Below are 23675 nucleotides of genomic sequence, written 5' to 3' on the forward strand. Positions count from 1 at the left end.
GCTCGGACGGCGGGTGCTTTCGAGTGGGCCCGGAGGCTCAAGGTCTTGACGGGGAGTGCCACAAAACGCTCAGCTTGGAGTTCACATCTTGGAGAGAACACTAGGAGTGAGTCGATGGAGACTCCGGGGTCGCAGACATCCCTGCATCGCGCCAACCTGGAGCGGGTCGTGCGTGCGGTACGCATGGCCGGCTCGCTCACCCAGGCGGAGATCGCACGGAGCACCGGCCTTTCGGCGGCCACCGTCTCCAACATCGTTCGTGAACTGAAGGAAGGCGGCACGGTCGAGGTGACCCCCACCTCGGCGGGCGGCCGCCGGGCCCGCAGCGTCTCGCTCAGCGGCGACGCGGGCATCGTGGTGGGTGTCGACTTCGGCCATACGCATCTGCGGGTGGCGGTCGGCAACCTCGCCCATCAGGTGATCGCGGAGGAGGCCGAGCCGCTGGACGTCGACGCCTCGTCCGAGGAGGGGTTCGGGCGTGCCCAGCGGCTGGTCGAGCGGCTGATCGGGGCGACCGGGATCGGCCAGGACAAGGTGATCGGGGTGGGGCTCGGCGTGCCCGGCCCGATCGACGTCGAGTCCGGAACACTGGGCTCCACGTCGATCCTGCCGGGCTGGAAGGGCATCAATCCCCGTGAGGAACTGGCGGGGCGCCTCGGCGTGCCGGTGCACGTCGACAACGACGCCAACCTCGGGGCGCTCGGAGAGCTGGTCTGGGGGAGCGGCCGGGGGGTGAAGGACCTCGCGTACATCAAGGTCGCCGACGGCGTCGGGGCGGGCCTGGTGATCGACGGCCGCATCTACCGAGGGCCGGGCGGCACGGCCGGCGAGATCGGGCACATCACGCTCGACGAGTCGGGGCCGGTGTGCCGCTGCGGCAACCGGGGCTGCCTGGAGACGTTCACGGCGGCGCGCTACGTCCTGCCGCTGCTCCGGCCCGGCCACGGCCCCGGCCTCACCATGGAAGGGATGGTCGGGCTGGCCCAGGAGGGGGACCCGGGCTGCCGCCGGGTGGTCGCGGACGTCGGACGCCACATCGGCAGCGGGGTGGCCAACCTCTGCAACCTGCTCAACCCCAGCCGGGTGGTGCTCGGCGGGCCCCTCGCCGAGGCGGGCGAACTGGTGCTCGCGCCGATCCGCGACTCGGTCTCCCGTTACGCCATCCCCAGCGCCGCCAGACAGCTCTCGGTGCTGCCCGGGGCGCTCGGGGGACGGGCCGAGGTGCTGGGCGCGCTCGCCCTGGTGCTCAGCGAGATGGGGGATTCCACCCTTTTGGAAAGCGCCGTGCCGACAAAGGGCCCTGCCTTCACTTAGAGAATGAATGGCACCGTTGTCATCTTGTTAATGATTTACTCCTTGACGCTGACTGCAAGGCCGAGTTGACTGCCTGCCACCTCGGCCGCGGTGCCGCGGCCTCGTCAGGGAGGCAATCCGTATGAACGCAACGACACGTCGCATCGTCTTAGGAACGGCCGCACTCTCCATGGCCGTCCCCCTCGCCGCCTGCGGCAAGGCCGGCGGTGACGACACGGCCGGCGGCGGAGGTGACGGCAGGACCATCGGTCTGCTGCTGCCGGAGAACAAGACCACCCGGTACGAGACCTTCGACCGCCCGCTCATCGAGGCGAAGGTCAGGCAGTTGTGCGGCGACTGCAAGGTCAAGTACAGCAACGCGGCGCAGCAGAGCGACACCCAGAAGAAGCAGTTCGACGCCCTCGTCACGCAGGGGGTGAAGGTCATCGTCCTGGACTCCGTCGACTACAAGGCCACCAAGTCCTGGGTGCAGCAGGCGGAGAAGAAGGGCGTCGAGGTCGTCGCGTACGACCGCCTGGCCGAGGGCCCGATCTCCGCGTACGTGTCGTACGACAACGAGAAGATCGGCCGCCTCCAGGGCGAGGCGCTGGTCAAGGCGCTCGGTGCCAAGGCCTCGGAGAGCGACGTCGTCATGATCAACGGCTCGCCGACCGACCCGAACGCCCCGTTCTTCAAGAAGGGCGCGCACAGCGTCCTGGACACCCGGGTGAGGAAGATCGTCTACGAGCAGGACATCCCGGACTGGTCCCCGGACGAGGCCAACAAGAAGATGGGCGCGGCCATCGACTCCCTGGGCAGGAGCGGTTTCCAGGGCGTCTACTCCGCCAACGACAGCATGGCCGGCGGCATCATCACGGCGCTGAACAAGGGCGGCATCAAGGTCCCGGTCGGCGGCCAGGACTCCGAACTCGCCGGTCTCCAGCGCATCCTCAAGGGCGACCAGGCATTCACGATCTACAAGCAGATCAAGCCGGAGGCGGAGACCACCGCCGAGATCGCGGTCAGGCTCCTCAAGGGCAAGAAGTTCGACGACCTGACGCCCACTCAGGTCGACAGCCTGTCCGGGGAGTTCAAGGGCATCCCGGCCCGGTTGTACGACGCGCAGGTCGTGACCGAGGAGAACGTCGCGAGCACGATCATCGCCGACCAGGTGTACAAGGCCGCGGAGATCTGCACGCCCGAGTACAAGGCGGCCTGCGAGGCGGCGGGGATCAAGTAGGGCGACGCCCTCTTGTCGGCCCGTGCCGTGAGCCGGCTCGGCATCCGTGCCGGTCCGCGCCCGCACCCGTCCGTACCCGGTCCCGTCCCACCCGGTTCCGGCCCGACCGCGGTGACGCTCCCGTACCCGGCCTGTGTTGCGTCCCGAGCCGGTCCGGCGGCCCGGCCGGTTCCCCGGCCCGGGGCGCCGCCACGGGCCTCCCAGCCGTCCGGCGCCCGCCCCGTCAACGCCCCGCAAGCAGGGGCGGGCGCCGGACCTCCCCCCACGCACACCCGTGCTCGGCACACCATTCCCGCCGTTCAGGCGGTGAAGGAGATGATTCACGTGTCCGCTCCGCCCGTGTTGGCGTTGCGCGGAATCTCCAAGCGGTTCGGCGCCGTCCAGGCGCTCACCGACGTGGACCTGGAGATCCGCTCCGGTGAGGTCGTCGCCCTGGTCGGCGACAACGGCGCCGGCAAGTCGACCCTCGTCAAGACCGTCTCGGGCGTCCACCCGATCGACGAAGGCGTCATCGAATGGGAGGGCGCACCGGTCCGCGTGAACCGGCCGAACGACGCCCAGGCCCTCGGAGTCGCCACCGTCTACCAGGACCTGGCGCTCTGCGACAACCTCGACGTCGTCGCCAACCTCTTCCTCGGCAGCGAACTGCGCAAGGCGTCCGTCCTCGACGAGATCGCGATGGAGAAGCGCGCCCGGGAACTGCTGGACACCCTCTCCATCCGCATCCCGAGCGTGCGGACGCCCGTCGCCGCGCTCTCCGGCGGCCAGCGCCAAGTCGTCGCCATCGCACGCGCGTTGATCGGCGACCCCGAGATCGTCATTCTGGACGAGCCGACCGCGGCCCTCGGCGTCGAGCAGACGGCCCAGGTGCTCGACCTGGTCGAGCGGCTGCGCGAGCGTGGCCACGGTGTCCTCCTCATCAGCCACAACATGGCCGACGTACGGGCCGTGGCGGACCGGGTCGCGGTGCTCCGGCTCGGCCGCAACAACGGCTTCTTCGACGTGGCGGGCACCACCCACGAAGAGATCATCGCCGCCATCACCGGCGCCACCGACAACGCCGTCACACGCCGCCGGGCCCGCAGGGCCACGAACGAGGAGGCGAAGTGAGCGACCTCGCCAAGTCCCCCGATCTCCCCGACGGTTCCGGGAGCTCCGAGAGCTCGCGGTCCCCGGAGGCCGCGGAGCATCCCCGGAACTCCGGGAATCCCGCGGCCCCGGCGCGGACCGCGTCCGAGCGGCCGGCGGAAGCATCCGCTCCCGCCGTCGACCCCCGGCTGCTCGTCCGTGAGGCGGGCTTCAAGGGCTACTGGGCCGAATTCGGCCGCAAGGTGCGCGGCGGCGATCTCGGCTCGCTGCCGGTCCTCGTCGGTCTGGTCGTCATCGCGATCGTCTTCCAGCTCCGGAACGACAACTTCCTCTCCGCCGGTTCCGTCGCCAACATCGCCGTCTACAGCTCCGGCCTGGGCATCATGGCGGTCGGCATCGTGTTCGTCCTGCTGCTCGGCGAGATCGACCTCTCGGTCGGTTCCGTCGCCGGGGTCGGCGCGGCCGTGTGGGCCGTGCTCGACGTCAACCGCGGCTGGAACGAGTGGCTCGCGATCGCCGCCGCCCTGCTCTCCGGGGCGGCCCTCGGCGCACTGCACGGTTTCTTCTTCGCCCGGATCGGCGTACCGGCCTTCGTGGTCACCCTGGCCGGGTTCCTCGGCTGGAGCGGGCTCCAGGACTGGATGATGGGCGGCGAGGGGTCGATCAACACGCCGTCCGGCGGCGTCGTCGAGGACCTGACCAACCACTTCTTCGAGGACAAGGCCGCCGGTTACGGGCTCGCCCTGGTCGCCGTCCTCGTGTACGCCGCCTCGCTCCTGGTGGACGGCCGGCGCCGCCGGGCCGCGGGCCTGCCCGCCCGTTCCGACGGCGAGGTCGTGCTGCGCACCGCGGCCGTCGCGGTGCTGTGCTTCGCCGTCGCGTACGTACTGAACGAGCCACCGGGGGCCCGGGGGCTGCCGCTGGCCCTGGTGCTGTTCCTCGCCGTCCTGGTCGTCGCGGACCTCGTCGCCCGGCGCACCAGCTTCGGCCGCCGGGTCTTCGCCGTCGGCGGCAGCCCGGAGGCCGCGCGCCGGGCCGGTATCGACGTCGCCCGGGTCCGGATCGCCGTCTTCGCGCTGTCCGGCACGCTCGGCGCGTTCGGCGGCCTGTTCATCGCCAGCCTGTCCGGCGGCGCCACCAAGAGCGTCGGCGGCGGCAACACGCTCATGCTGGTCATCGCGGCGGCCGTCATCGGCGGCACCAGCCTCTTCGGGGGCCGCGGCAAGGTCTGGTCGGCGCTGCTCGGCATGATCGTGATCCAGTCGATCCAGCAGGGGCTGAACATGATCGGGATGGCCAACGCCATCCAGTACATGATCACCGGCGCGGTGCTGCTGGCCGCCGTGGTCATCGACTCGGTCTCCCGACGCACCCAGAAGACCGCCGGACGCGCGTGAGCCCGTACCGCCCGGCTCCGGGGTCCGGTGCCCGTCCCGGCGCCGGGCCCCGTCGCGTACCGGGTGTGCACGCGGGCGTGTTCCGGTCGTGTACCGAGTCCGTCCCGAACGCCCCGCCCGATGACCTCCCGCACGGACGGAACACTAGACTCATCGGATCGGCATGCTCGACCCAGCTCAAAACGCAAGGAGGCACGGTGACACAGCCGCGCGAAGCGCGACGTGCAAGGGCGGCGGCGGGCGGGTGGGATCTGCTGACCCGCATCGCTGGACCGCGTGACCTGGACCGGCTCACTCCCGAGCAGCTGGACCAGCTCGCCGAAGAGATCCGGACCTTCCTCGTCGACGCGGTCTCGAAGACCGGTGGCCACCTCGGCCCCAACCTGGGTGTGGTGGAGCTCACCATCGCCCTGCACCGGGTCTTCGACTCGCCGAAGGACAAGGTGCTGTTCGACACCGGTCACCAGAGCTATGTGCACAAGCTCCTCACAGGCCGCCAGGACTTCTCGAAGCTCAAGAGCAAGGGCGGCCTCTCCGGCTACCCCTCCCGCGCGGAGTCCGAGCACGACGTCATCGAGAACTCGCACGCCTCCACCGTGCTCGGCTGGGCCGACGGCCTGGCCAAGGCCAACGAGCTGCTCGGCAAGGACGACCACGTCGTCGCGGTCATCGGTGACGGCGCGCTCACCGGCGGCATGGCCTGGGAGGCGCTGAACAACATCGCCGCCGCCAAGGACCGCCCGCTCGTCATCGTCGTCAACGACAACGAGCGCTCCTACGCGCCGACCATCGGCGGCCTCGCCAACCACCTCGCGACGCTGCGCACCACCGACGGCTACGAGCGTTTCCTGGCCCGGGGCAAGGACATCCTGGAGCGCACCCCCGTCGTCGGGAGGCCGCTCTACGAGACGCTGCACGGCGCGAAGAAGGGGCTGAAGGACTTCATCGCCCCGCAGGGCATGTTCGAGGACCTCGGCCTGAAGTACGTGGGCCCGATCGACGGCCACGACATCGAGGCCCTGGAGTCCGCGCTCCAGCGCGCCAAGCGCTTCGGTGGACCGGTCATCGTGCACTGCCTCACCGAGAAGGGGCGCGGCTACACCCCCGCCCTCGAGGACGAGGCCGACCGCTTCCACGCCGTCGGCAAGATCCACCCCGACACCGGTCTCCCGGTCGCCACCGCGGGCCTCGACTGGACCTCCGTCTTCGGCGAGGAGATGGTCAAGCTCGGCAAGGAGCGCAAGGACATCGTCGCGATCACCGCGGCCATGCTCCAGCCGGTCGGCCTCACCGGGTTCGAGAAGGAGTTCCCGGACCGGATCTACGACGTCGGCATCGCCGAGCAGCACGGCGCGGTCTCCGCGGCCGGTCTCGCGACCGGCGGGCTGCACCCGGTCTTCGCGGTGTACGCCACCTTCCTCAACCGCGCCTTCGACCAGGTCCTGATGGACGTCGCGCTGCACAACTGCGGAGTGACCTTCGTCCTCGACCGGGCCGGGGTCACCGGCACCGACGGCGCCTCGCACAACGGCATGTGGGACATGTCGATCCTGCAGTGCGTGCCCGGACTCCGGATCGCCGCCCCGCGCGACGCCGACCAGGTGCGCGCCCAGCTCCGTGAGGCCGTCGACGTCGACGACGCTCCGACCGTGGTCCGCTTCTCCAAGGGCGCGGTCGGCCCGGCGGTCAAGGCCGTGCGCCGGGTCGGCGGCATGGACGTCCTGCGCGAGCCCGGCACCGACCGGCCGGACGTCCTGCTGGTCTCCGTCGGCGCGCTCGCTCCCATGTGCCTGGAGATCGCCGACCTGCTCGACGCCCAGGGCATCTCGACGACCGTGGTCGACCCGCGCTGGGTCAAGCCGGTCGACGACGCCATGGCTCCGCTCGCCGAGCGGCACCGGGTCGTCGTCACCGTCGAGGACAACAGCCGGGCCGGGGGCGTCGGCTCCGCCGTCTCCCAGGCGCTGCGCGACGCCGGGGTGGACGTACCGCTGCGCGACTTCGGCATCCCGCCGCGCTTCCTGGACCACGCCTCCCGCAAGGAGGTCATGGCCGAGATCGGGCTGACCGCGCCGGACATCGCCCGCCAGGTCACCGGTCTGGTCGCCAGGCTCGACGGACGCTTCGGGACGGGCGCGGACGACGACTCCGTGGACGGCGGCTCCATGATCGAACCGGTCCGCGACTGACGTCCTCGCCCGGGCGTCCCCGGCGGGCCACCTCTCCCGCGTGCGGCACGGTCCGCTACGCGCGACGCGGTCGGTGAACCGGGCGGACCCGGTCCGTACGAGCGACCCCGGCACGGCCGAACGGGCCGGTCGAACCACCCTGTACGAGTGGTTCGACCGGCCCGTTCGCGTGAAATCCTCCGGTGCGCGGTCCTTCGCCGCCGAAGCTCCCAAATCATGGCGTACACGACGAGCGCGTGGAGGTACGCCGGTGACCGCCCAGCAGGACACACCACCCAGCAGTGACGGACTGTTCCGGACCAAGACGGTCGAGCAGTCCATCCGCGACACCGAGGAGCCGGAGCACGCGCTCAGGAAGTCCCTCTCCGCGCTGGACCTCACCGTCTTCGGAGTGGGCGTCATCATCGGCACCGGCATCTTCGTGCTCACCGGCAAGGTGGCCAAGGAGACCGCGGGTCCGGCCACCGCCCTCGCGTTCGTGGTCGCCGGAGTCGTCTGCGCCCTGGCCGCGCTCTGCTACGCCGAGTTCGCCTCCACGGTCCCGGTCGCCGGTTCCGCGTACACCTTCGCCTACGCCTCGCTCGGCGAACTCGTCGCCTGGATCATCGGCTGGGACCTGGTGCTGGAGTTCGCGCTCGGCACGGCGGTGGTGGCGGTCGGCTGGTCCGGCTACGTCCGTTCGCTGCTGGACAACTTCGGGTGGACCTTGCCGGACGTGCTCTCGGGAACGGATGTGGCGAAAGGATTCGGCTTCGACATCCTGGCCTTCGCCCTGATCCTCGTCCTGACCGTGGTGCTGGTGCTGGGCATGAAGCTCTCGGCCCGGGTCACGTCCGTCGTGGTCGCCATCAAGGTCGCCGTGGTGCTCGTCGTGATCATCGCGGGACTGTTCTTCGTCAGGGCCGACAACTACCGGCCGTTCATCCCCGAGGCGCAGCCGCAGCCCCCCGGTTCCGGGCTGACCGCGCCGCTGATCCAGCTGATGTCCGGGTACGCGCCCACGAACTTCGGCGTCATGGGCATCTTCACCGCCGCCTCCATCGTCTTCTTCGCCTTCATCGGCTTCGACGTGGTGGCGACGGCGGCCGAGGAGACGAAGCTCCCGCAGCGCGACATGCCGCGCGGCATCCTCGCCTCGCTGTTCATCTGTACCGCGCTCTACGTCGCCGTCTCCCTGGTGGTCACGGGCATGGAGCACTACACCCGGCTGTCCGTCGAGGCCCCGCTGGCCGACGCGTTCAAGGCCGTCGGCCATCCCGTCTACGCCGGGCTCATCAGCTTCGGCGCCGCGATCGGCCTCACCACGGTCTGTCTCATCCTGCTGCTCGGCCAGACCCGGGTGTTCTTCGCGATGAGCCGGGACGGGCTGCTCCCGCGGTTCTTCTCCAGGACGCACCCGCGTTTTCGCACCCCGTACCGCCCGACCGTCCTGCTGGGCGTGGTCATCGCGGTCGTCGCCGGATTCACCAGCATCAACGAACTCGCGACGCTGGTGAACATCGGCACGCTCTTCGCGTTCGTCGTCGTCGCCCTGGGGGTGCTGGTGCTGCGCCGCACCCGCCCCGAACTGCACCGGGCCTTCCGCACCCCGTGGGTCCCGCTCGTCCCCGCCCTGTCGGTGATCGCCTCGGTCTGGCTGATGCTCAATCTGCCGGCGGAGACCTGGCTGCGGTTCGCCGTCTGGATGATCCTCGGAGCGATCATCTACTTCGTGTACGGGCGCGGGCACAGCCGGCTCAACAAGCCCGTCGGCCGACCGTAGGGCCGGGCGGGGGAGCGCCCTCAAGGACGCGAGGGCCGCACCGCGCGCGGCCCCACGCACCGCGCGCCGTACGCCTCGACGCGGCGCCGCAGTTCCCGGTCCGCGGTGACGACGACACAGGCGCGGCCGCCCGCCGCCGCGGCCAGTTCCACGATCCGGTCGTCCCCGCTCCCGGGGGCCGGATCCACCCGCACCCCGGGGACCGGGTCGACGCCCCGGGCCGCGCCCTCGACGACCAGCACCAGATCGACGGGGCCGGGGACGCCCGGCAGCCCGTGCCCGGCCAGCGGGACCAGCGCGTCGCGCAGCCGAACGGCCGCGCCGTGCCGGTCCCGCCACCAGCCGTCGGGCACCGACCCGACCACGTTGGCCGCGTCGACGATCACCAGGGTGGTCCGTTCGTTCACCATGCCGGAAGCGTGCCACGCGCCGACGGCCCCGCGCGTCGGCCGCCGCAGGTCCGTCAGCCGCCGGTGGCGGGGGACTTCTTCGCCGACTCCGGGATCGGGGCGTCCTCGCGGATCGCCTTCCACAACGTCCTGGCCTGCGGCTGCGCCGCCACCACCCGGTTCGGGTCGGCCGTGTCGTACGCGACCGGGAGCATGATCGTCTCCATGGAGCCCGGGTCGACCCCCTGCATGGAGCGGGCGAACTCCGAGAGCGAGGTCAGCGAGGCGAGGCCCTCGTCGGTCGTCAGCGACTTGGTCGCCGAGTCGGCGATCCGGTACATGTTCGCCGGGCTGCTCAGCAGGTTCTGCGACTTGACCTCGCTCAGCAGCGCGAGCAGGAACTGCTGCTGGAGCCCGATCCGGCCGAGGTCGCTGCCGTCCCCGATGCCGTGCCGGGTGCGGACGTAGGCGAGCGACTGGGTGCCGTCGAGCCGGTGCTGTCCCTTGGTGAGGTCGAGGCCGGACGACTTGTCGTGGATGTCCTGCGGAACGTCGACGGTGACGCCGCCGATCGCGTCGACCAGGTCCTTGAACCCGGCGAAGTTGATCTCCAGGTAGTGGTCGATCCGGACTCCGGACATCTTCTCGACCGTCTTGACCACACAGGCCGGACCGACCTGGGAATAGACGGAGTTGAACATCACCCGGTCCGCGGAGCGCACGGCGGAGCCGTCGGGCCCGGTGCACTGCGGCCTGGTCACCAGGGTGTCGCGGGGTATGGACACGGCGACGGCCCTGGTACGGCCCTCCGGTATGTGCACCACCATCGCGGTGTCCGAGCGGGCACCGGCCACGTCGCCCCCGCCGCCCAGCTTCTTGTTCTCGGCCCCGGCCCGCGAGTCGGAGCCGAGCACCAGCAGGTTCTGCCCGCTGGTCGGCAGCTTCTCGGGGCGGTCGTCGCCGAGCGCCTTGTCGATGTCGACGGCCGTGATGTTCCCGTCGAGCCTGCTGTACAGCCAGTAGAAGGTGCCGCCCGCGGCGAGCAGCAGGACGAGCAGCACGGCCAGGGTGATCTTGAGGCCGCGCCGCCGTTTGCGGGGCGCTCGCCCCGACCGTGTGCCGTGGGACGTGCGCGATCCGCTGCCGGAGTTGTGATCTGTCATGGGCTCGTCTGGTTCTTCCGTCGGGACACGCGTGAAAGCGTGCGAGAGGAGAGGAATGAGTGGCGGGCGGGCCATGCGTGCCGAAGTCGCTCCGTGGGGTACCGCGCTTCTGCCCGGGGCATGATTCTTGCCTCAAAGCCACATGGTGTGACAGGAATCGGCCTGAAATCGACCCTGTCGAGTATTATTCTGACATCAGTTGTTGCTGTTGTGTTCAAACTGGTCACTCAACAGAGACACATGGGGCTCCGCCCAACGCCGTTCGGCACCGGAAAGAGCATTCAGTGAAGAACGGTCGGGAATCAATGGGTGTGGGTACTGGGCGTAGGCGTGCCGCGGCTTCCTCCCGGAGGACCCCTGCCGGACCGGCCCAGGAGGCCGTGACCGTCCCCGAGTTCCTGGCGGCGGCCCCGCCGAGGGCGGACTGGCTGACCGTCGCGCCCGACGGCCGCCTCACCGCGTACGCCCCGGCCAGAACCGGTGGCATCGTCCGCTGGACCGAAACGACGGCCGCACGCGACGGCTGGACCGCGCCCGAACTCCTGCTCCCCGACGCCCGGATGCTGCCGTACCTGAGCGTGGCGCAGGGCGCGACGGGCTTCGCCGACGTGTTCGGCCTGCGGCGCACGACGAACGATCCGCACGCGCCCGTCGACATCGTCTACGCCTCCCAGTACCAGGTCGGCCGGCCCATGACCGGCTGGCACTCGATCGGCAACCCGCACGGCAAGGACGCCGAGAAGGCGTCGGCCGTCGGCGCCCCGGTCGCCGTCGTCGACGGCGGCGACGCGCTCCACGTGTTCGTCCGCAACGCCATGGGGGGAGTGTCCACCCGCAGGCGCGACCCGCGCGGCGTCTGGGGCAAGTGGACGTCCCTGCCGTGCAAGCGGGTCCGCGAGGGCCTGTCCGCCGTCGTCACCCGGTCCGGTCGCATCGAGCTGTTCATGCCCGCCGACAAGGGCGTGTACGTCTGGCGGCAGGACACCCCGGGGGGCGCGCTGGACCGGGCCCCCAACCTCGTCTTCATCGCCCGGGCGCGGACGGCTTCCGGCACCGAGACCCACGAGGGCCGGATCACCCACTACTGGCGCGACGAGCAGTCCGGCGAGGTCCTCGCCCACCGCCTGCCGGTGGCGGGCGCCCCGGACGTCGCGCCCGCACCGCTGGGCGGCCACTCGGGCAGCGGCCCCCTCGCGCTCGGCCGCTGCCTCGTCGACGGCTACGACTGCACCGTGCTGGCCCAGCGGGAACGGACGGGCACCCTCGCGCTGACCGCCTACCCGACCGAGCTGGAGTCCGCCGGGGCCTGGTGGGCGGACACCCTCCAGTCCTGCGAGGGCACTCCGGCACTCGCCCTGGACCGCGACGGACGGCTGGTCGTCGCGGCCGTCGACCGGGACGGGCGGATGAACGTCACCCGGCAGCGCACCGACCAGCAGGGCATGGTGCTGGAGCACTGGGTCCGGCTGTGAGCCGCCACCGGCGGTCCGCGCCCAGGGCCTCCGCGCGCCCGGAGCCCCGGGCGGTGTCGTCGAAATGCCGCCTGCCGTGCGACGCCCGGCGCACACGCTCGCGGCGTTGTCGGATCCGTCCGCGTACGCCCGGTACGAGGACGATCCTCCGCCTTGCCATCCATGGGGTCTCCCCTGTTCGGGCGGAGCCGAGAACTCGGGGAAGCACCGGACGCCGCACGGCCCGGCCTCCGGCCGGACGGCGGCACTTCGACGACACGGCCCGGTCGTGACCACGCGCGCTCACTCCGCCCTCTCGGAGACCCGGACCGACAGTTCGGTACCGGCCGTGAAGTACGGCTTCACCATGACCGGCTGCCCGTCATCGGTGGGCACCACCGCCGTGGGATAGCCGAACACCGCCTTCACGTCCACCACGTCCGTCAGGAATCGGCCGAGCCGCGCCACGACCGGGTCATGACGCCGGCCCACCCACAGGTCCCACAGCTCGTGCCGGGACACCAGATGGTCGGCCAGGTCGGAGGCGGGCAGCGAGAAGGAGAAGTCGGCCCCGCCCGAGGAGGCGCCGGGCAGCCAGAATCCCGCCTCCCCGACACCCCGTCTGCGCATCAGCAGCAGCGGCTCCGCGCTGCCGAAGTCGCAGCCGTAGAGCAGCCCCCGCACATGCACGACCCCCTCGTGGACCCAGACCTCGGTCGCCTCCGCATGACGCTTACGGGTCCAGGTGCGCAGCACGAGATGACCGCTCTCGGACGCGTAGGGAAGATGCACGACGGTGTACGCGGGACCGGTGGCGACCGGTCCGAGACCGCGCAGGTCCAGGGAGCCCGGCCGGACCTTCGCCGGACTGCCCTCACCGGTGTCCAGATGGACGTCCCAGCGTCCCTCGTGGAGGACCTCGGGGTCCGGCGGGACCAGCGCCTCGTACCGATGGGGGCAGGGACCCCCGGCCGGCCGCAGCGGCAGCCTGACGGGCTGTTCGCCGCGCGCCGCCTTCCGCCTGCGCAGCACCAGTTCGAGGTCGTCCCGGCCGCCCCGGACACCTTCCAGACGCAGACCGACCAGGCCGTTCCCCGTCACCTCGCAGGAGACGGCGACCTCGGCCGCGGGGCGGCTCTCCCGGCGCACCCGGCGGGCCGATCCGACGACCCTCTCGAACCGCTGCGCCGAGTCCTCGGGGCCGTAGGCACGCGAGTCCTCCAGGGCCCGGCGGCCCAGTGCCAGGCGTTCGGGCTCGTCGTCGATCAGACGCAGCAGCGCGGCGGCGAACGCGTCGGCGTCGTCCATCGGCACGAGCAGGCCGTTCTCCTCGTGACGGACGATCTCCCGCGGCCCGCCCGGGCAGGCGGTGGCGACGACGGGCAGCCCGCAGCGCATCGCCTCGGCCAGGGCCAGGCCGAAGGACTCCCGGTCCGAGGTCCCGGCCGCGATGGCCGCCCCGGCCCACCGGGCCTCCAGCCGCGGCTCCTCCATCATCAGGAACACATGGTTGTACAGCTCCAGTTCGGCGACGAGGGCACGCAGCCGGCCGTACTCCGGACCGGTCCCGTAGATCCGCAGCTGCCAGTCCGGACGCACCGCCACCACCTGGGCGAACGCCTGGACGAGCAGGTCGAACCGCTTCTCCGGGACCAGCCGCCCGGCCGCCATCACGATCCGGGACCGCCCGTCGGCGGGGCGCACCCGGGGATCGGGCACGCAGTCGGGATGGGCGTGGATCGCGATGCCGCCCGGCAGCCCCGCCCGGGTGATCGCCTCGGCCTCCTCGGCGCTCGGCACCACGACCGCGTCGAGCCGCCCGATCCCCGCCCAGGCGCGGCTCTGCTCCGGCGCCGGGAGCACGGTGGTCAGCTGGTGCAACTGCCCCAGCCGCAGCGCCCGCGGTCTGCCCCAGCGCGAGACGTAGGCGGCCAGTTCGAGACTGGTGGCGACCACCACCTGCGCCTGGCTCGCCCGCAGGTACTCCTCGACCTTGTCGTCCGTCAGCAGGCTGTAGCGCCAGGACATCTCCTGGGTACGCGGAACGACCCGGGACGGGGTGAGCCTGCGTTCGTCCTGCTTGTCCGGGCGGCGGCCCTCGCGCAGATCGAGCAGCGGCACCACCCGCACCCCGCGGGCGGGCGCGATGGCGGGCCGGTCGAGCCAGCGGAACACCGAGACGAGTCGGACGTCGTGCGTGTCGGCGAGGGCATCGGCGAGGTTGATCACCGCGCGGGTGGTGCCGTCCGCGGCGTAGGCGTTCTGGACCAGGAATTCGATCTTCATCGTGTCGCCGAGGACTTCTCGTACGGGCTGGGAAGCGGGAAGTACGCCTCGAAGAACGGGTGGATCAACGCCTCCTGGTCGGCCACGTCGTCCTCGGTGGTGAAGGAGTCGTTCACGCAGAAGACGGCCGTGTCACGCCGTTTGAGCAGCCGGTCCAGTTTCCTGGAGAGCTGGACCATGGAGAGGTGGAGATAGGCGTACGGAATGGAGTCCGGCACCCCGCGACCGGTGAAGTAGGAGTAGTACGGGTACATGCAGGTGCCGACGTCGATGTCGGTACGGCTGCGGAAGCGCGCGGCCGCGGTCGCCCGGAACACGTCCGCGAACTCCCGCTCCATCTCCTCCAGCACGCTGCGCCGCAGCGGCACGGGGGTGTGCTTCATCGCGTCGATGATGGTGCGGCCGAACCGGTCCTCCAGCAGGGCGCGGACGTTCTTGCGGGCCACCTCGTGCGGCAGGTCGTCCGGCTGGACGGGGCCCATCGGGATGCGGACGTTGTCCGGGTAGTACTTGGACGCCCCGTTGGGGAGGAAGAACTCGTGAGGGGTGATCGGCCGCCCGACGAACACGTCGTCGTTGAAGTGGATGAAGTGCTCCGAGAGTCCCGGAACCCGGTGCAACTGGGCGCTGATCGCATGGGAGTTGAAGACCGGGAGCTTGCTGGTGTCGCGGAAGATCTCCCGGTGGGAGACCACGGTGATCCCCTCGGCGGACTCGTCGAGCCAGTGCGGGACCTGGTCGTCGGTGACGAGGAAGACGTGCCGCACCCAGGGGGCGTACATGTGCAGCGAGCGCATCGAGTAGAGCAGCTCGTCGCGGTTGATGTAGCGTCCGGCGCTCGCCGACTCCTCGTGGAAGACGTCGCCGGACGCCTCGGCCCGGCGGCGCTGCCAGGCCGGGTCGTCGCTGTCCACCCAGGTGTAGACGACGTCGATGGGGAAGGTGATCTCGTCGGGACCGGTGCAGACGAACTCCTGGCGGGTCGGCAGCCCGGTCCGCTTCGGCTTGCGTCCCCAGCGGCGCTGCCGGGGCACGGTGTCCGTCTCCGGCGGTGCGAGGCGGGAGAAGCGGTGCGCCGGAACGAGCGCCGTCCCGCCCTGCACGGGCAGGAAGCTCGCGCCCCGGTTGATCCGCGGCGGCAGCAGCCGCCCCTCCTCCTCCCGCCAGAACTCGACGTCGCAGCCGTACTCGGTGCCGTAGACCAGGTCGCCCGACGGGTCGGCCTGGAACCAGACGACGCGCAGCACGTCGACGGCCTCCAGATGCTGCCAGGACGCCTCGCGGGAGCCGAGGTGCAGCAGCTCGCCGGTGCGCTGGACCGGGACCTTGCGCTGGACGTACCCGGGGCTCCGGTCGAACAGCCCCCGCAGTGCCTGTGCGACCCGGGCCCGCTCGGTGTCCCGGACGCCGACCGCGGACGAGGTGTCCTCGGTCCCGGGGACCACGAAGTGCTCGACGCCGGCCCGGGTCAGCGCCGTGGAGACCAGCTCCAGGTGCTGGGCGCGGACCTCGAGCGGCGTGAGGCCGGGCTGTACGTGCGCCAGGCGGCGGTGCATGCCCACGGGGACCTCGTGCAGTCCCGGCGGCAACGGGCGCTGCGGGCGGTCCACCTCGGCAGGGATCGGGTGGATCAACGAATACTCCAGTACGTAGGTGCGTCCTCGGGACGCCGGAACGACTCCGTCGGGTGCGGACCCGGTGGGCGGGGTCCGTACCCGACGGGTCAGACGGGGGTCAGTGGCCGACGGGGGTCCGGAGCGACCGACGTCCCGTCCGCGGCCGCCGCGAGCACGGCCTCGGCCACCGCGACGGTGTCGGTCGCCTGCTCCAGGGTCACGATGTCGGCCTCCTCGCCGAGCACCGCGTCACGGAAGGTCTCGTGCTCGACCAGCAGGGGTTCCCGCTTCACGACCGCGTAGCGCGTCACGTCGCCCTCAAAGACGCCACGGAACTGCCGCAGCCCCTCCCACTCGGTGGGCTGCGAGCCGTTCGCGTGGAACCACAGGTCGGCGGTGAGGGTGTCGGCCACGAAACAGCCGTGCTCGCCCGTCACGACGGTGACCCGCTCCTTGAGCGGGGACAGCCAGTTGACCAGGTGGCTGGTCATGGCCCCGGACGACAGGCGCCCGATGAAACCCACCATGTCCTCGTGGGGACGACCGCTGTGTGCGACGGTGTACGAACTCACCGATTCATAACGGCTGTTGGTGAGCCAGGCGGTCAGATCGATGTCGTGGGTGGCCAGGTCGTACACCACGCCCACATCCGCGATCCGCGCCGGGAAGGGACCCTGACGGCGCGTCACCACCTGGAGGACCTCGCCGAGTTCGCCGAGCTCCAGGCGGGCGCGCAGCTCGCGGAGGGCGGGGTTGAAGCGCTCGATGTGGCCGACGGCGGCCACCAGACCACGCTTCTCGAACGCCCGGCCGATCGTCTCGGCCGACCGCACCGAGGGGGCGAGCGGCTTCTCGATGAGCGCGTGGATCCCGCGCTCGGCCAGGTCGAGGGCGACCTCTTCGTGCAGGGCCGTGGGGCAGGCGACGACGGCGTAGTCGATGCCCGCGGCCGCGAGCTCGGCCACCGAGCGCACCAGGGGCACGCCCGCGGGGGCGCTGCCCGGGGCGGCCACCGGGTCCGCGACGGCGACGAGCTCGACGCCCTCCAGGCCGTGCAGCACCCGGGCGTGGTTGCGGCCCATCGAGCCGAGGCCGATCAGCCCGGCCCTGAGCGGCTTGTGCGTGCTCATGCCCGGTCTCCCACGACCTCGTTGACGGTGGCCGTCAGACGGTCGAGCTCCTGCGGGGTCAGCATCGGGTGGACGGGGATGGAGAGCGCCTCCGCCGCGGCCCGCTCGGTCTCGGGCAGCTCGCCCGCGGTGTGGCCGAGCACCTTCTCGCCGGTCCGGAACGCGGCCAGGCGGTGCACCGGCGTGGGGTAGTAGACCGCGTTTCCGATGCCGCGCTCCAGCAGTTCGCGGGAGGCCGTCTCGCGGTCCTTGCCGCTCTCCGCGCCGATCCGGATCGTGTACTGGTGGTAGACGTGCTCGGCCCCCTCGGCGACCGGCGGCGTGACGACCCCGCGCAGACCGGCGTCCAGCACGGCGGCGTTGGCACGGCGCTGCCGTGTCCAGGCGGGCAGGCTGCGCAGCTGCACCCGTCCGATCGCGGCGGCGACGTCCGTCATGCGGACGTTGAAGCCGACGATCTCGTTGGCGTACCGCTGCTCCATCCCCTGGTTGCGCAGCAGGCGCAGCGTCCGGGCGACCGCGGCGTCGCCCGTGGTGACCATGCCGCCCTCCAGACTGTGCATGTTCTTGGTCGGGTAGAAGCTGAAGCACGCCGCCGCGCCGAACGCGCCCACGGGCGTGCCGTCCAGGGCGGCGGCGTGGGCCTGCGCCGCGTCCTCGACGATCGCGAGACCGTGCCGCTCGGCCAGCGCGGTGAACGCGCCCATCGCGGCCGGGTGCCCGTACAGATGCACCGGCATGATCGCGGCGGTGCGCGGGGTGATCGCGGCCTCGGCCGCCTGCGGTGACAGACAGAAGCTGTCGCGCTCGATGTCCACGAAGACCGGGGTGGCGCCGGCCAGACGGACGGCGTTGGCGGTCGCGGCGAAGGTGAAGGAGGGGACGATCACCTCGTCGCCCGGGCCGATGCCGAGCGCCACCAGCGACAGATGCAGCGCGCTGGTACCGGAGTTGACGGCGACGCAGTGCCGTCCGTCGACGATCTTCGAGAACTCCTCCTCGAAGGCGGCGACCTCGGGTCCCTGGGCCACCATGCCGCCGCGCAGTACACGCACGGCGGCCTCGATCTCGTCCTCTCCGATCACCGGGGCTGCCGCGCGGATCATGTGCTGGTCGTGAGTCATCGTTCCATTTCGAGAAGGTGGGGATGGTGGTGCTGCCCGGTCCGGCTCGTGTCCCGTCGGTCGAGGGACCGGGGGAGGCCGGGGCCGGACTGCTCGTAGGGGCTGGGGACGGGGAAGTAGCTCTCCAGGAAGGTCCTCAGCATCGCCGTGCGGGCCTCGGCCGTGTCGGGGTCGTCGACGGTGTCGTTGATGCAGAAGGTGTGGTAGTCGCGCTGGGCGAGCAGGCGGTTGAGATGCCGTCCGGTGGTGGGCGCCGCCAGGTCCAGGTAGGTGTAGCGGATCCTGCCCGCCACCGAGCGGCTGGTCTGCTGCCCGTAGTAGTGGTGCAGCGACGAGGTGATCGACAGGTCGCCGGGGCTGCGGAACCGTGAGTGCTGGGTCAGCCGGTGCTCGGTCGCGTAGCGCTCCTCGATCTCCTGGAGGACGTCGCGGCGCAGCGAGTGCGGCACATGCTTCATCTTCCTGGTCAGAACGCGGTCGAAGGTCCCCGCGATGACGACGCGGTTGTTCTTCGCGGCGATCTCCGACGGCGGGTCGTCCGGCGAGGGCGGGGTCATGGGGACGAGCGCGTTGGAGGGGAAGTACTTGGAGAGCCCGTTGGCGTGGAAGAACTCGCCGGGGGTCACGCTGCGGCCCAGGAAGACGTCGTCGTTGAAGTACAGGAAGTGGTCCGAGAGGCCGGGGATGTGGTGCAACTGGCTCTCGATGGCGTGCGAGTTGAAGGTCGGCAGCGCCGATGCGTCGGTGAAGATGTCGCGGTGGTGGACGACCACGATGCCGGGGTGTGCGGTGTTCAGCCAGGCGGGCACCTGCCCGTCCGTGACCAGGTAGACGGTGCGCAGCCAGGGGGCGAACTGGTGCAGTGAGCGCAGGGAGTAGCGCAGTTCGTCGCGGCTGGTGAACCGGGCGGCGCTGACGGCCTGTTCGTGGTAGTCGGTGCGGCCCAGGGCCGTGGCGCGACGGCGGATCCATTCGGGATCGGCCCCGTCGACCCAGGTGTAGACGGCGTCCACCGGAAAGGTGACCTCGTCCGGGAGGGAGAGCGTGAACTCGGACCGTGTGCTCACCCGTGGCAGGTCGTCCCGCACGCCGCTGACCGGTCCCGTGAAGTGGCTGACCGGCATGCGCACCGGGTTCTCGGCGGCGACGACGGCCGTCGCTGTCAGGTTGGGGACGGGGGCGATCAGCAGCGCGTCCTCCTCGGCCCAGAACTCGACGGCGCAGGCGTGGTTCGGTCCCAGCGTCCAGCGTCCCGTGGGGTCGGTGAGCGGCCACCACATGCGCAGAATCGTTTCGCCTGAGAGCTGTGACCAGGAGCCCCGCTGATCCGCGTGGAGCGGACGGCCCCCCTTCGTGTCGCCCGCGAGCAGCGCGCCCGCGGCGAGCGTGCTCACCCGCAGGGCCCGCTCGGCCCGTGGGCGCTCGCTCGCGGGAACGGCGACGGCGGTCATGGTGACGGAGTTGCCGCGCACGCAGAAGTGCGGGACGCCGTGCCGTTCCAGGACCGCGCAGACGCGCAGCAGGTTGGTGGCCCGGGCGACGGAGGGGGTGAGGCCCTCGGTGACCTCGGCGGCCCGGACCCTGCCCCCGGACCAGACGGGCAGGACACCGGTCCGGCGCAGATCCCGGCGCAGCCGCTTGTCGAGCCGCAGGCTCAGCCATGTGCGCAGGCCGCGCCAGGTGCCGCCCAGGCCCGCGAGACACCGCTGCAGAAGCAGTCGGCTGTTCGCCGGGAAGACCCTCACGAGCCGCTGTCTGAGCGCGTGCGGCAGCAGGCGTCGGTAGAGGCGCACGAGTGTGGAGGCCTCGGGATTGCCCATCGCTCGACTACCTCGTGTTCCCCCGCTCGGCCGGACGGCGAGCAATCAGTGCTGTGACGACGACGCGTCGGCTGCTCGGTCGGGCGGAGTGGGGGTGGACGGTCCACCGTACGGTGCGGCCGAGTGAAGCAGGCGTGTCGCAGGGGTGAAGATTAACAAGAAAATAAGGTTGATCATGAAAGTAAAAATCGCGAATCGGTTACGATTCGGACCTTTGGGTACACGAAAGCGGGCCGTACACACGAGGTGTACGGCCCGCCGTGGTTCCGCTTGTGCGTTTCCCGTGCAGCCGGATCAGGCGTGTTCCAGCGGGTTACGCGGGGACGCTCGCCACGCCCGGTGCCAGGAAACGCTTGCCGGTGACCCGCTCCGAGACGCCCTCACGGTCCAGGTACGGCGTGATGCCGCCCAGGTGGAAGGGCCAGCCGGCGCCGGTGATCAGGCAGAGGTCGATGTCCTGGGCCTCGGCGACGACACCCTCGTCCAGCATCAGACCGATCTCCTGCGCCACCGCGTCCAGGACCCGGTCGCGGACCTGCTGCTCGGTCAGGACGACATCGCCCTGTTCGAGGAGCGCGGCGACCTCCGGGTCCAGCTCCGGCTTTCCGGAGTCGTACACGTAGAAGCCGCGCTTGCCCGCCTTGACGACCGCCGCGAGGTTCTCGGAGACGGTGAACCGCTCCGGGAAGGCACGGTTCAGGGTCTCGGAGACGTGCAGGCCGATCGCCGGGCCGACCAGCTCCAGCAGCACCAGCGGGGACATCGGCAGGCCGAGCGGCTCCACCGCCTTCTCCGCGGTCTCGACCGGGGTGCCCTCGTCGATGACGTTCTGGATCTCGCCCATGAAGCGGGTGAGGATGCGGTTGACGACGAACGCCGGGGCGTCCTTCACCAGCACCGCGGTCTTCCTCAGCTTCTTCGCCACGGCGAACGCCGTGGCCAGCGAGGAGTCGTCGGTCTTCTCGCCCCGGACGATCTCCAGCAGCGGGAGGATCGCGACCGGGTTGAAGAAGTGGAAGCCGACGACCCGCTCCGGGTGCTTCAGCTTCGACGCCATCTCCGTGACCGAGAGGGACGAGGTGTTCGTGGCGAGGATCGCGTGCGCCGGGGCGACCGCCTCGACCTCCGCGAAGACCTGCTGCTTGACGCCGATCTCCTCGAAGACGGCCTCGATGACGAAGTCGGCGTCGGAGAAACCCTCCGCCTTGTCCAGCACACCGGAGACCAGGGCCTTGAGGCGGTTGGCCTTGTCCTGGTTGATACGGCCCTTGCCGAGCAGCTTGTCGATCTCGGCGTGGACGTAGCCCACGCCCTTGTCCACCCGTTCCTGGTCGATGTCGGTCAGCACGACCGGCACCTCCAGGCGGCGCAGGAACAGCAGCGCCAGCTGCGAGGCCATCAGACCGGCGCCCACGACACCGACCTTGGTGACCGGGCGGGCCAGGTTCTTGTCCGGGGCACCGGCCGGGCGCTTGGCACGCTTCTGCACCAGGTTGAAGGAGTAGAGCCCGGCACGCAGCTCGCCACCCATGATCAGGTCCGCGAGGGCCTGGTCCTCGGCGTCGAAGCCGGCGCCCAGGTCGCCGTCCTTCGCCGCCGCGATGATGTCCAGCGCGCGGTACGCGGCCGGGGCGGCGCCGTGCACCTTGGAGTCGGCGACGGCCCAGCCCCGGGCGACGGCCTGGTCCCAGGCGTCCCCGCGGTCGATCTCCGGGCGCTCCACGGTGAGCGTGCCGTTCAGCACGTCCGCGGTCCACGCCAGCGAACGCTCCAGGAAGTCCGCGCCCTCGAAGAGCGCGTCGGCGATCCCGAGCTCGAAGACCTGCTTGCCCTTGAGCTGGCGGTTCTGGTTCAGCGAGTTCTCGATGATCACCGAGACCGCGCGGTCGGCACCGATCAGGTTCGGCAGCAGCGCGCAGCCGCCCCAGCCCGGAACCAGGCCGAGGAAGACCTCGGGCAGCGAGAAGGCGGGAACCGCCTTGGAGACGGTGCGGTACGTGCAGTGCAGCCCGACCTCGACCCCGCCGCCCATCGCCGCGCCGTTGTAGTAGGCGAACGTGGGGACCGCGAGGCCGGCCAGACGACGGAAGACGTCGTGGCCGCCCTTGCCGATGGCCAGCGCGTCCGCGTGGTTCCTCAGCAGCTCGACGCCCTTGAGGTCGGCGCCGACCGCGAAGATGAACGGCTTGCCGGTGATGCCGACACCGACGATCGCGCCCTCGGCGGCCTCCTTCTCGACCTGGTCGATGGCGGCGTTCAGATTGCCCAGCGACTGCGGTCCGAAGGTGGTCGGCTTGGTGTGGTCCAGGCCGTTGTCCAGAGTGATCAGGGCGAAGCGGCCCGCTCCGGCCGGAAGGTCGAGGTGGCGTACGTGCGCCGACGTCACGACCTCGTCGGGGAACAGTTCGGCCGCACCCTTCAAAAGCTCGGCGGTGGTGCTCACTTGCTGCCTCCGGCGTCCTTGTGGTGAGGGTTCTCCCAGATGACCGTGGCGCCCATGCCGAAGCCGACGCACATGGTGGTGAGGCCGTAGCGGACCTCCGGCTGCTCCTCGAACTGGCGGGCCAGCTGCGTCATCAGACGGACGCCGGAGGAGGCCAGCGGGTGGCCGTAGGCGATGGCGCCGCCGTACTGGTTGACGCGCGCGTCGTCGTCGGCGATGCCGTAGTGCTCCAGGAAGGCGAGCACCTGCACGGCGAACGCCTCGTTGATCTCGAACAGGCCGATGTCCCCGATCGACAGACCCGCCTTGGCGAGGGCCTTGTCGGTGGCCGGGATCGGGCCGTAGCCCATCACCTCGGGCTCGACGCCCGCGAAGGCATAGGAGACCAGGCGCATCCTGACCGGGAGGCCGTTCTCGCGGGCGAAGTCCTCGGAGGCGATGATCGAGGCGGTCGCGCCGTCGTTCAGACCGGCCGCGTTGCCGGCGGTGACCCGGCCGTGGACGCGGAAGGGGGTCTTGAGACCCGCCAGGTTCTCCAGCGTGGTGCCCGGGCGCATCGGCTCGTCGGCGGTGGCCAGGCCCCAGCCCGTCTCACCGGTCTCCGGGTTGGTGCGGCGCACGGAGACCGGCACCAGGTCCTGCTGGATCCTGCCGTCGGCGTACGCCTTCGCGGCCTTCTCCTGCGAGCGGACCGCGTACTCGTCGGCGCGCTGCTTGGTGATCGACGGGTAGCGGTCGTGCAGGTTCTCCGCGGTCATGCCCATGAACAGGGCGGACTCGTCGACCAGCTTCTCCGACACGAAGCGCGGGTTCGGGTCCACGCCCTCGCCCATCGGGTGGCGGCCCATGTGCTCGACACCACCGGCCACGACGACGTCGTACGCGCCGAAGGCGATGGAACCGGCCGTCGTGGTGACGGCGGTCATGGCACCCGCGCACATGCGGTCGATGGAGTAGCCCGGGACGGACTGCGGCAGGCCGGCCAGGATCCCGGCGGTACGGCCCAGCGTCAGCCCCTGGTCGCCGATCTGGGTGGTCGCGGCGATGGCGACCTCGTCGACCTTCGCGGGGTCCAGGGCCGGGTTGCGGCGCAGCAGCTCCCGGATCGCCTTCACGACGAGATCGTCGGCGCGGGTCTCGTGGTAGATGCCCTTCGGGCCCGCTTTGCCGAACGGGGTGCGGACGCCGTCGACGAAGACGACGTCCCGGATGGTACGAGGCACGGTGGCTCTCCTCCAGGGTGCGGGATGGCACTGCTGCGGAGCGCGCCCGAGGGCACGCCG

At 70.9% G+C, this 23675-nt stretch carries 16 protein-coding genes; 7 read left to right on the forward strand and 9 right to left on the reverse strand.

Features of this window, described 5'->3' with window-relative positions:
- The first annotated feature begins 114 nt into the window (after positions 1–114).
- From AB0E67_RS12905 to AB0E67_RS12930, 6 genes are all read left to right on the forward strand, one after another.
- Positions 115–1314, forward strand: coding sequence for an ROK family transcriptional regulator (locus AB0E67_RS12905; protein ID WP_362024908.1), 1200 nt, complete (start codon positions 115–117; stop codon positions 1312–1314).
- 121 nt (positions 1315–1435) lie between these two features.
- Positions 1436–2533 carry a substrate-binding domain-containing protein gene (locus AB0E67_RS12910; RefSeq protein ID WP_362024911.1) on the forward strand — a complete coding sequence of 366 codons (1098 nt, stop codon included), beginning with the start codon at positions 1436–1438 and terminating at the stop codon, positions 2531–2533.
- A gap of 315 nt (positions 2534–2848) precedes the next feature.
- On the forward strand, positions 2849–3643 hold the full coding sequence (locus AB0E67_RS12915; RefSeq protein ID WP_362024914.1) for an ATP-binding cassette domain-containing protein: 795 nt from the start codon (positions 2849–2851) through the stop codon (positions 3641–3643).
- Complete coding sequence (locus AB0E67_RS12920; protein WP_362024917.1) at positions 3640–5019, forward strand: sugar ABC transporter permease; 1380 nt, start codon at positions 3640–3642, stop codon at positions 5017–5019. Before AB0E67_RS12915 ends, AB0E67_RS12920 begins: the two co-directional genes overlap by 4 nt.
- A 251-nt stretch (positions 5020–5270) precedes the next feature.
- A complete protein-coding gene (gene dxs, locus AB0E67_RS12925) occupies positions 5271–7208 on the forward strand; it encodes a 1-deoxy-D-xylulose-5-phosphate synthase (protein WP_360114545.1) in 1938 nt (645 codons plus the stop codon).
- 250 nt (positions 7209–7458) lie between these two features.
- Positions 7459–8970 (forward strand): amino acid permease, encoded by a 1512-nt coding sequence (locus tag AB0E67_RS12930; protein WP_362024920.1) that lies wholly within the window; start codon positions 7459–7461, stop codon positions 8968–8970.
- Between the two features lie 20 nt (positions 8971–8990).
- Here the strand turns inward: AB0E67_RS12930 and AB0E67_RS12935 are convergent, their stop codons facing one another.
- Positions 8991–9380 (reverse strand): NTP pyrophosphohydrolase, encoded by a 390-nt coding sequence (locus tag AB0E67_RS12935; protein ID WP_362024923.1) that lies wholly within the window; start codon positions 9378–9380, stop codon positions 8991–8993.
- A 53-nt stretch (positions 9381–9433) separates the two neighbouring features.
- Positions 9434–10522, reverse strand: coding sequence for an LCP family protein (locus tag AB0E67_RS12940; protein ID WP_362024925.1), 1089 nt, complete (start codon positions 10520–10522; stop codon positions 9434–9436).
- Positions 10523–10902: 380 nt separating this feature from the next.
- Between AB0E67_RS12940 and AB0E67_RS12945 the strand changes: the two genes are divergently transcribed.
- The gene (locus AB0E67_RS12945; RefSeq protein ID WP_362024928.1) at positions 10903–11994 is read left to right on the forward strand and encodes a hypothetical protein; all 1092 of its coding nucleotides are present in this window, start codon (positions 10903–10905) and stop codon (positions 11992–11994) included.
- Between the two features lie 282 nt (positions 11995–12276).
- Here AB0E67_RS12945 and AB0E67_RS12950 read toward each other — a convergent pair whose 3' ends face one another.
- The 7 genes from AB0E67_RS12950 to AB0E67_RS12980 all read right to left on the reverse strand — a co-directional run bounded on the left by AB0E67_RS12950 (position 12277) and on the right by AB0E67_RS12980 (position 23615).
- Positions 12277–14259 carry a glycosyltransferase gene (locus tag AB0E67_RS12950; protein ID WP_362024931.1) on the reverse strand — a complete coding sequence of 661 codons (1983 nt, stop codon included), beginning with the start codon at positions 14257–14259 and terminating at the stop codon, positions 12277–12279.
- Entirely contained in the window at positions 14256–15893 is a 1638-nt protein-coding gene (locus AB0E67_RS12955; protein ID WP_362024934.1) for a stealth family protein, read from the reverse strand. Before AB0E67_RS12955 ends, AB0E67_RS12950 begins: the two co-directional genes overlap by 4 nt.
- A gap of 89 nt (positions 15894–15982) precedes the next feature.
- Positions 15983–17005, reverse strand: a complete 1023-nt coding sequence (locus AB0E67_RS12960) for a Gfo/Idh/MocA family oxidoreductase (RefSeq protein WP_362024937.1) — start codon at positions 17003–17005, stop codon at positions 15983–15985.
- The gene (locus AB0E67_RS12965; protein WP_362024940.1) at positions 17002–18129 is read right to left on the reverse strand and encodes a DegT/DnrJ/EryC1/StrS family aminotransferase; all 1128 of its coding nucleotides are present in this window, start codon (positions 18127–18129) and stop codon (positions 17002–17004) included. Before AB0E67_RS12965 ends, AB0E67_RS12960 begins: the two co-directional genes overlap by 4 nt.
- Complete coding sequence (locus AB0E67_RS12970; protein WP_362024943.1) at positions 18126–19949, reverse strand: stealth family protein; 1824 nt, start codon at positions 19947–19949, stop codon at positions 18126–18128. Before AB0E67_RS12970 ends, AB0E67_RS12965 begins: the two co-directional genes overlap by 4 nt.
- A 313-nt stretch (positions 19950–20262) precedes the next feature.
- Positions 20263–22392, reverse strand: coding sequence for a 3-hydroxyacyl-CoA dehydrogenase NAD-binding domain-containing protein (locus AB0E67_RS12975; protein WP_362024946.1), 2130 nt, complete (start codon positions 22390–22392; stop codon positions 20263–20265).
- Complete coding sequence (locus AB0E67_RS12980; protein ID WP_362024949.1) at positions 22389–23615, reverse strand: acetyl-CoA C-acyltransferase; 1227 nt, start codon at positions 23613–23615, stop codon at positions 22389–22391. Before AB0E67_RS12980 ends, AB0E67_RS12975 begins: the two co-directional genes overlap by 4 nt.
- Positions 23616–23675 lie beyond the last annotated feature (60 nt).

The organism is Streptomyces sp. NPDC032161, assembly GCF_040636995.1.
In the GTDB taxonomy this organism is placed as follows: Bacteria; Actinomycetota; Actinomycetes; order Streptomycetales; family Streptomycetaceae; genus Streptomyces.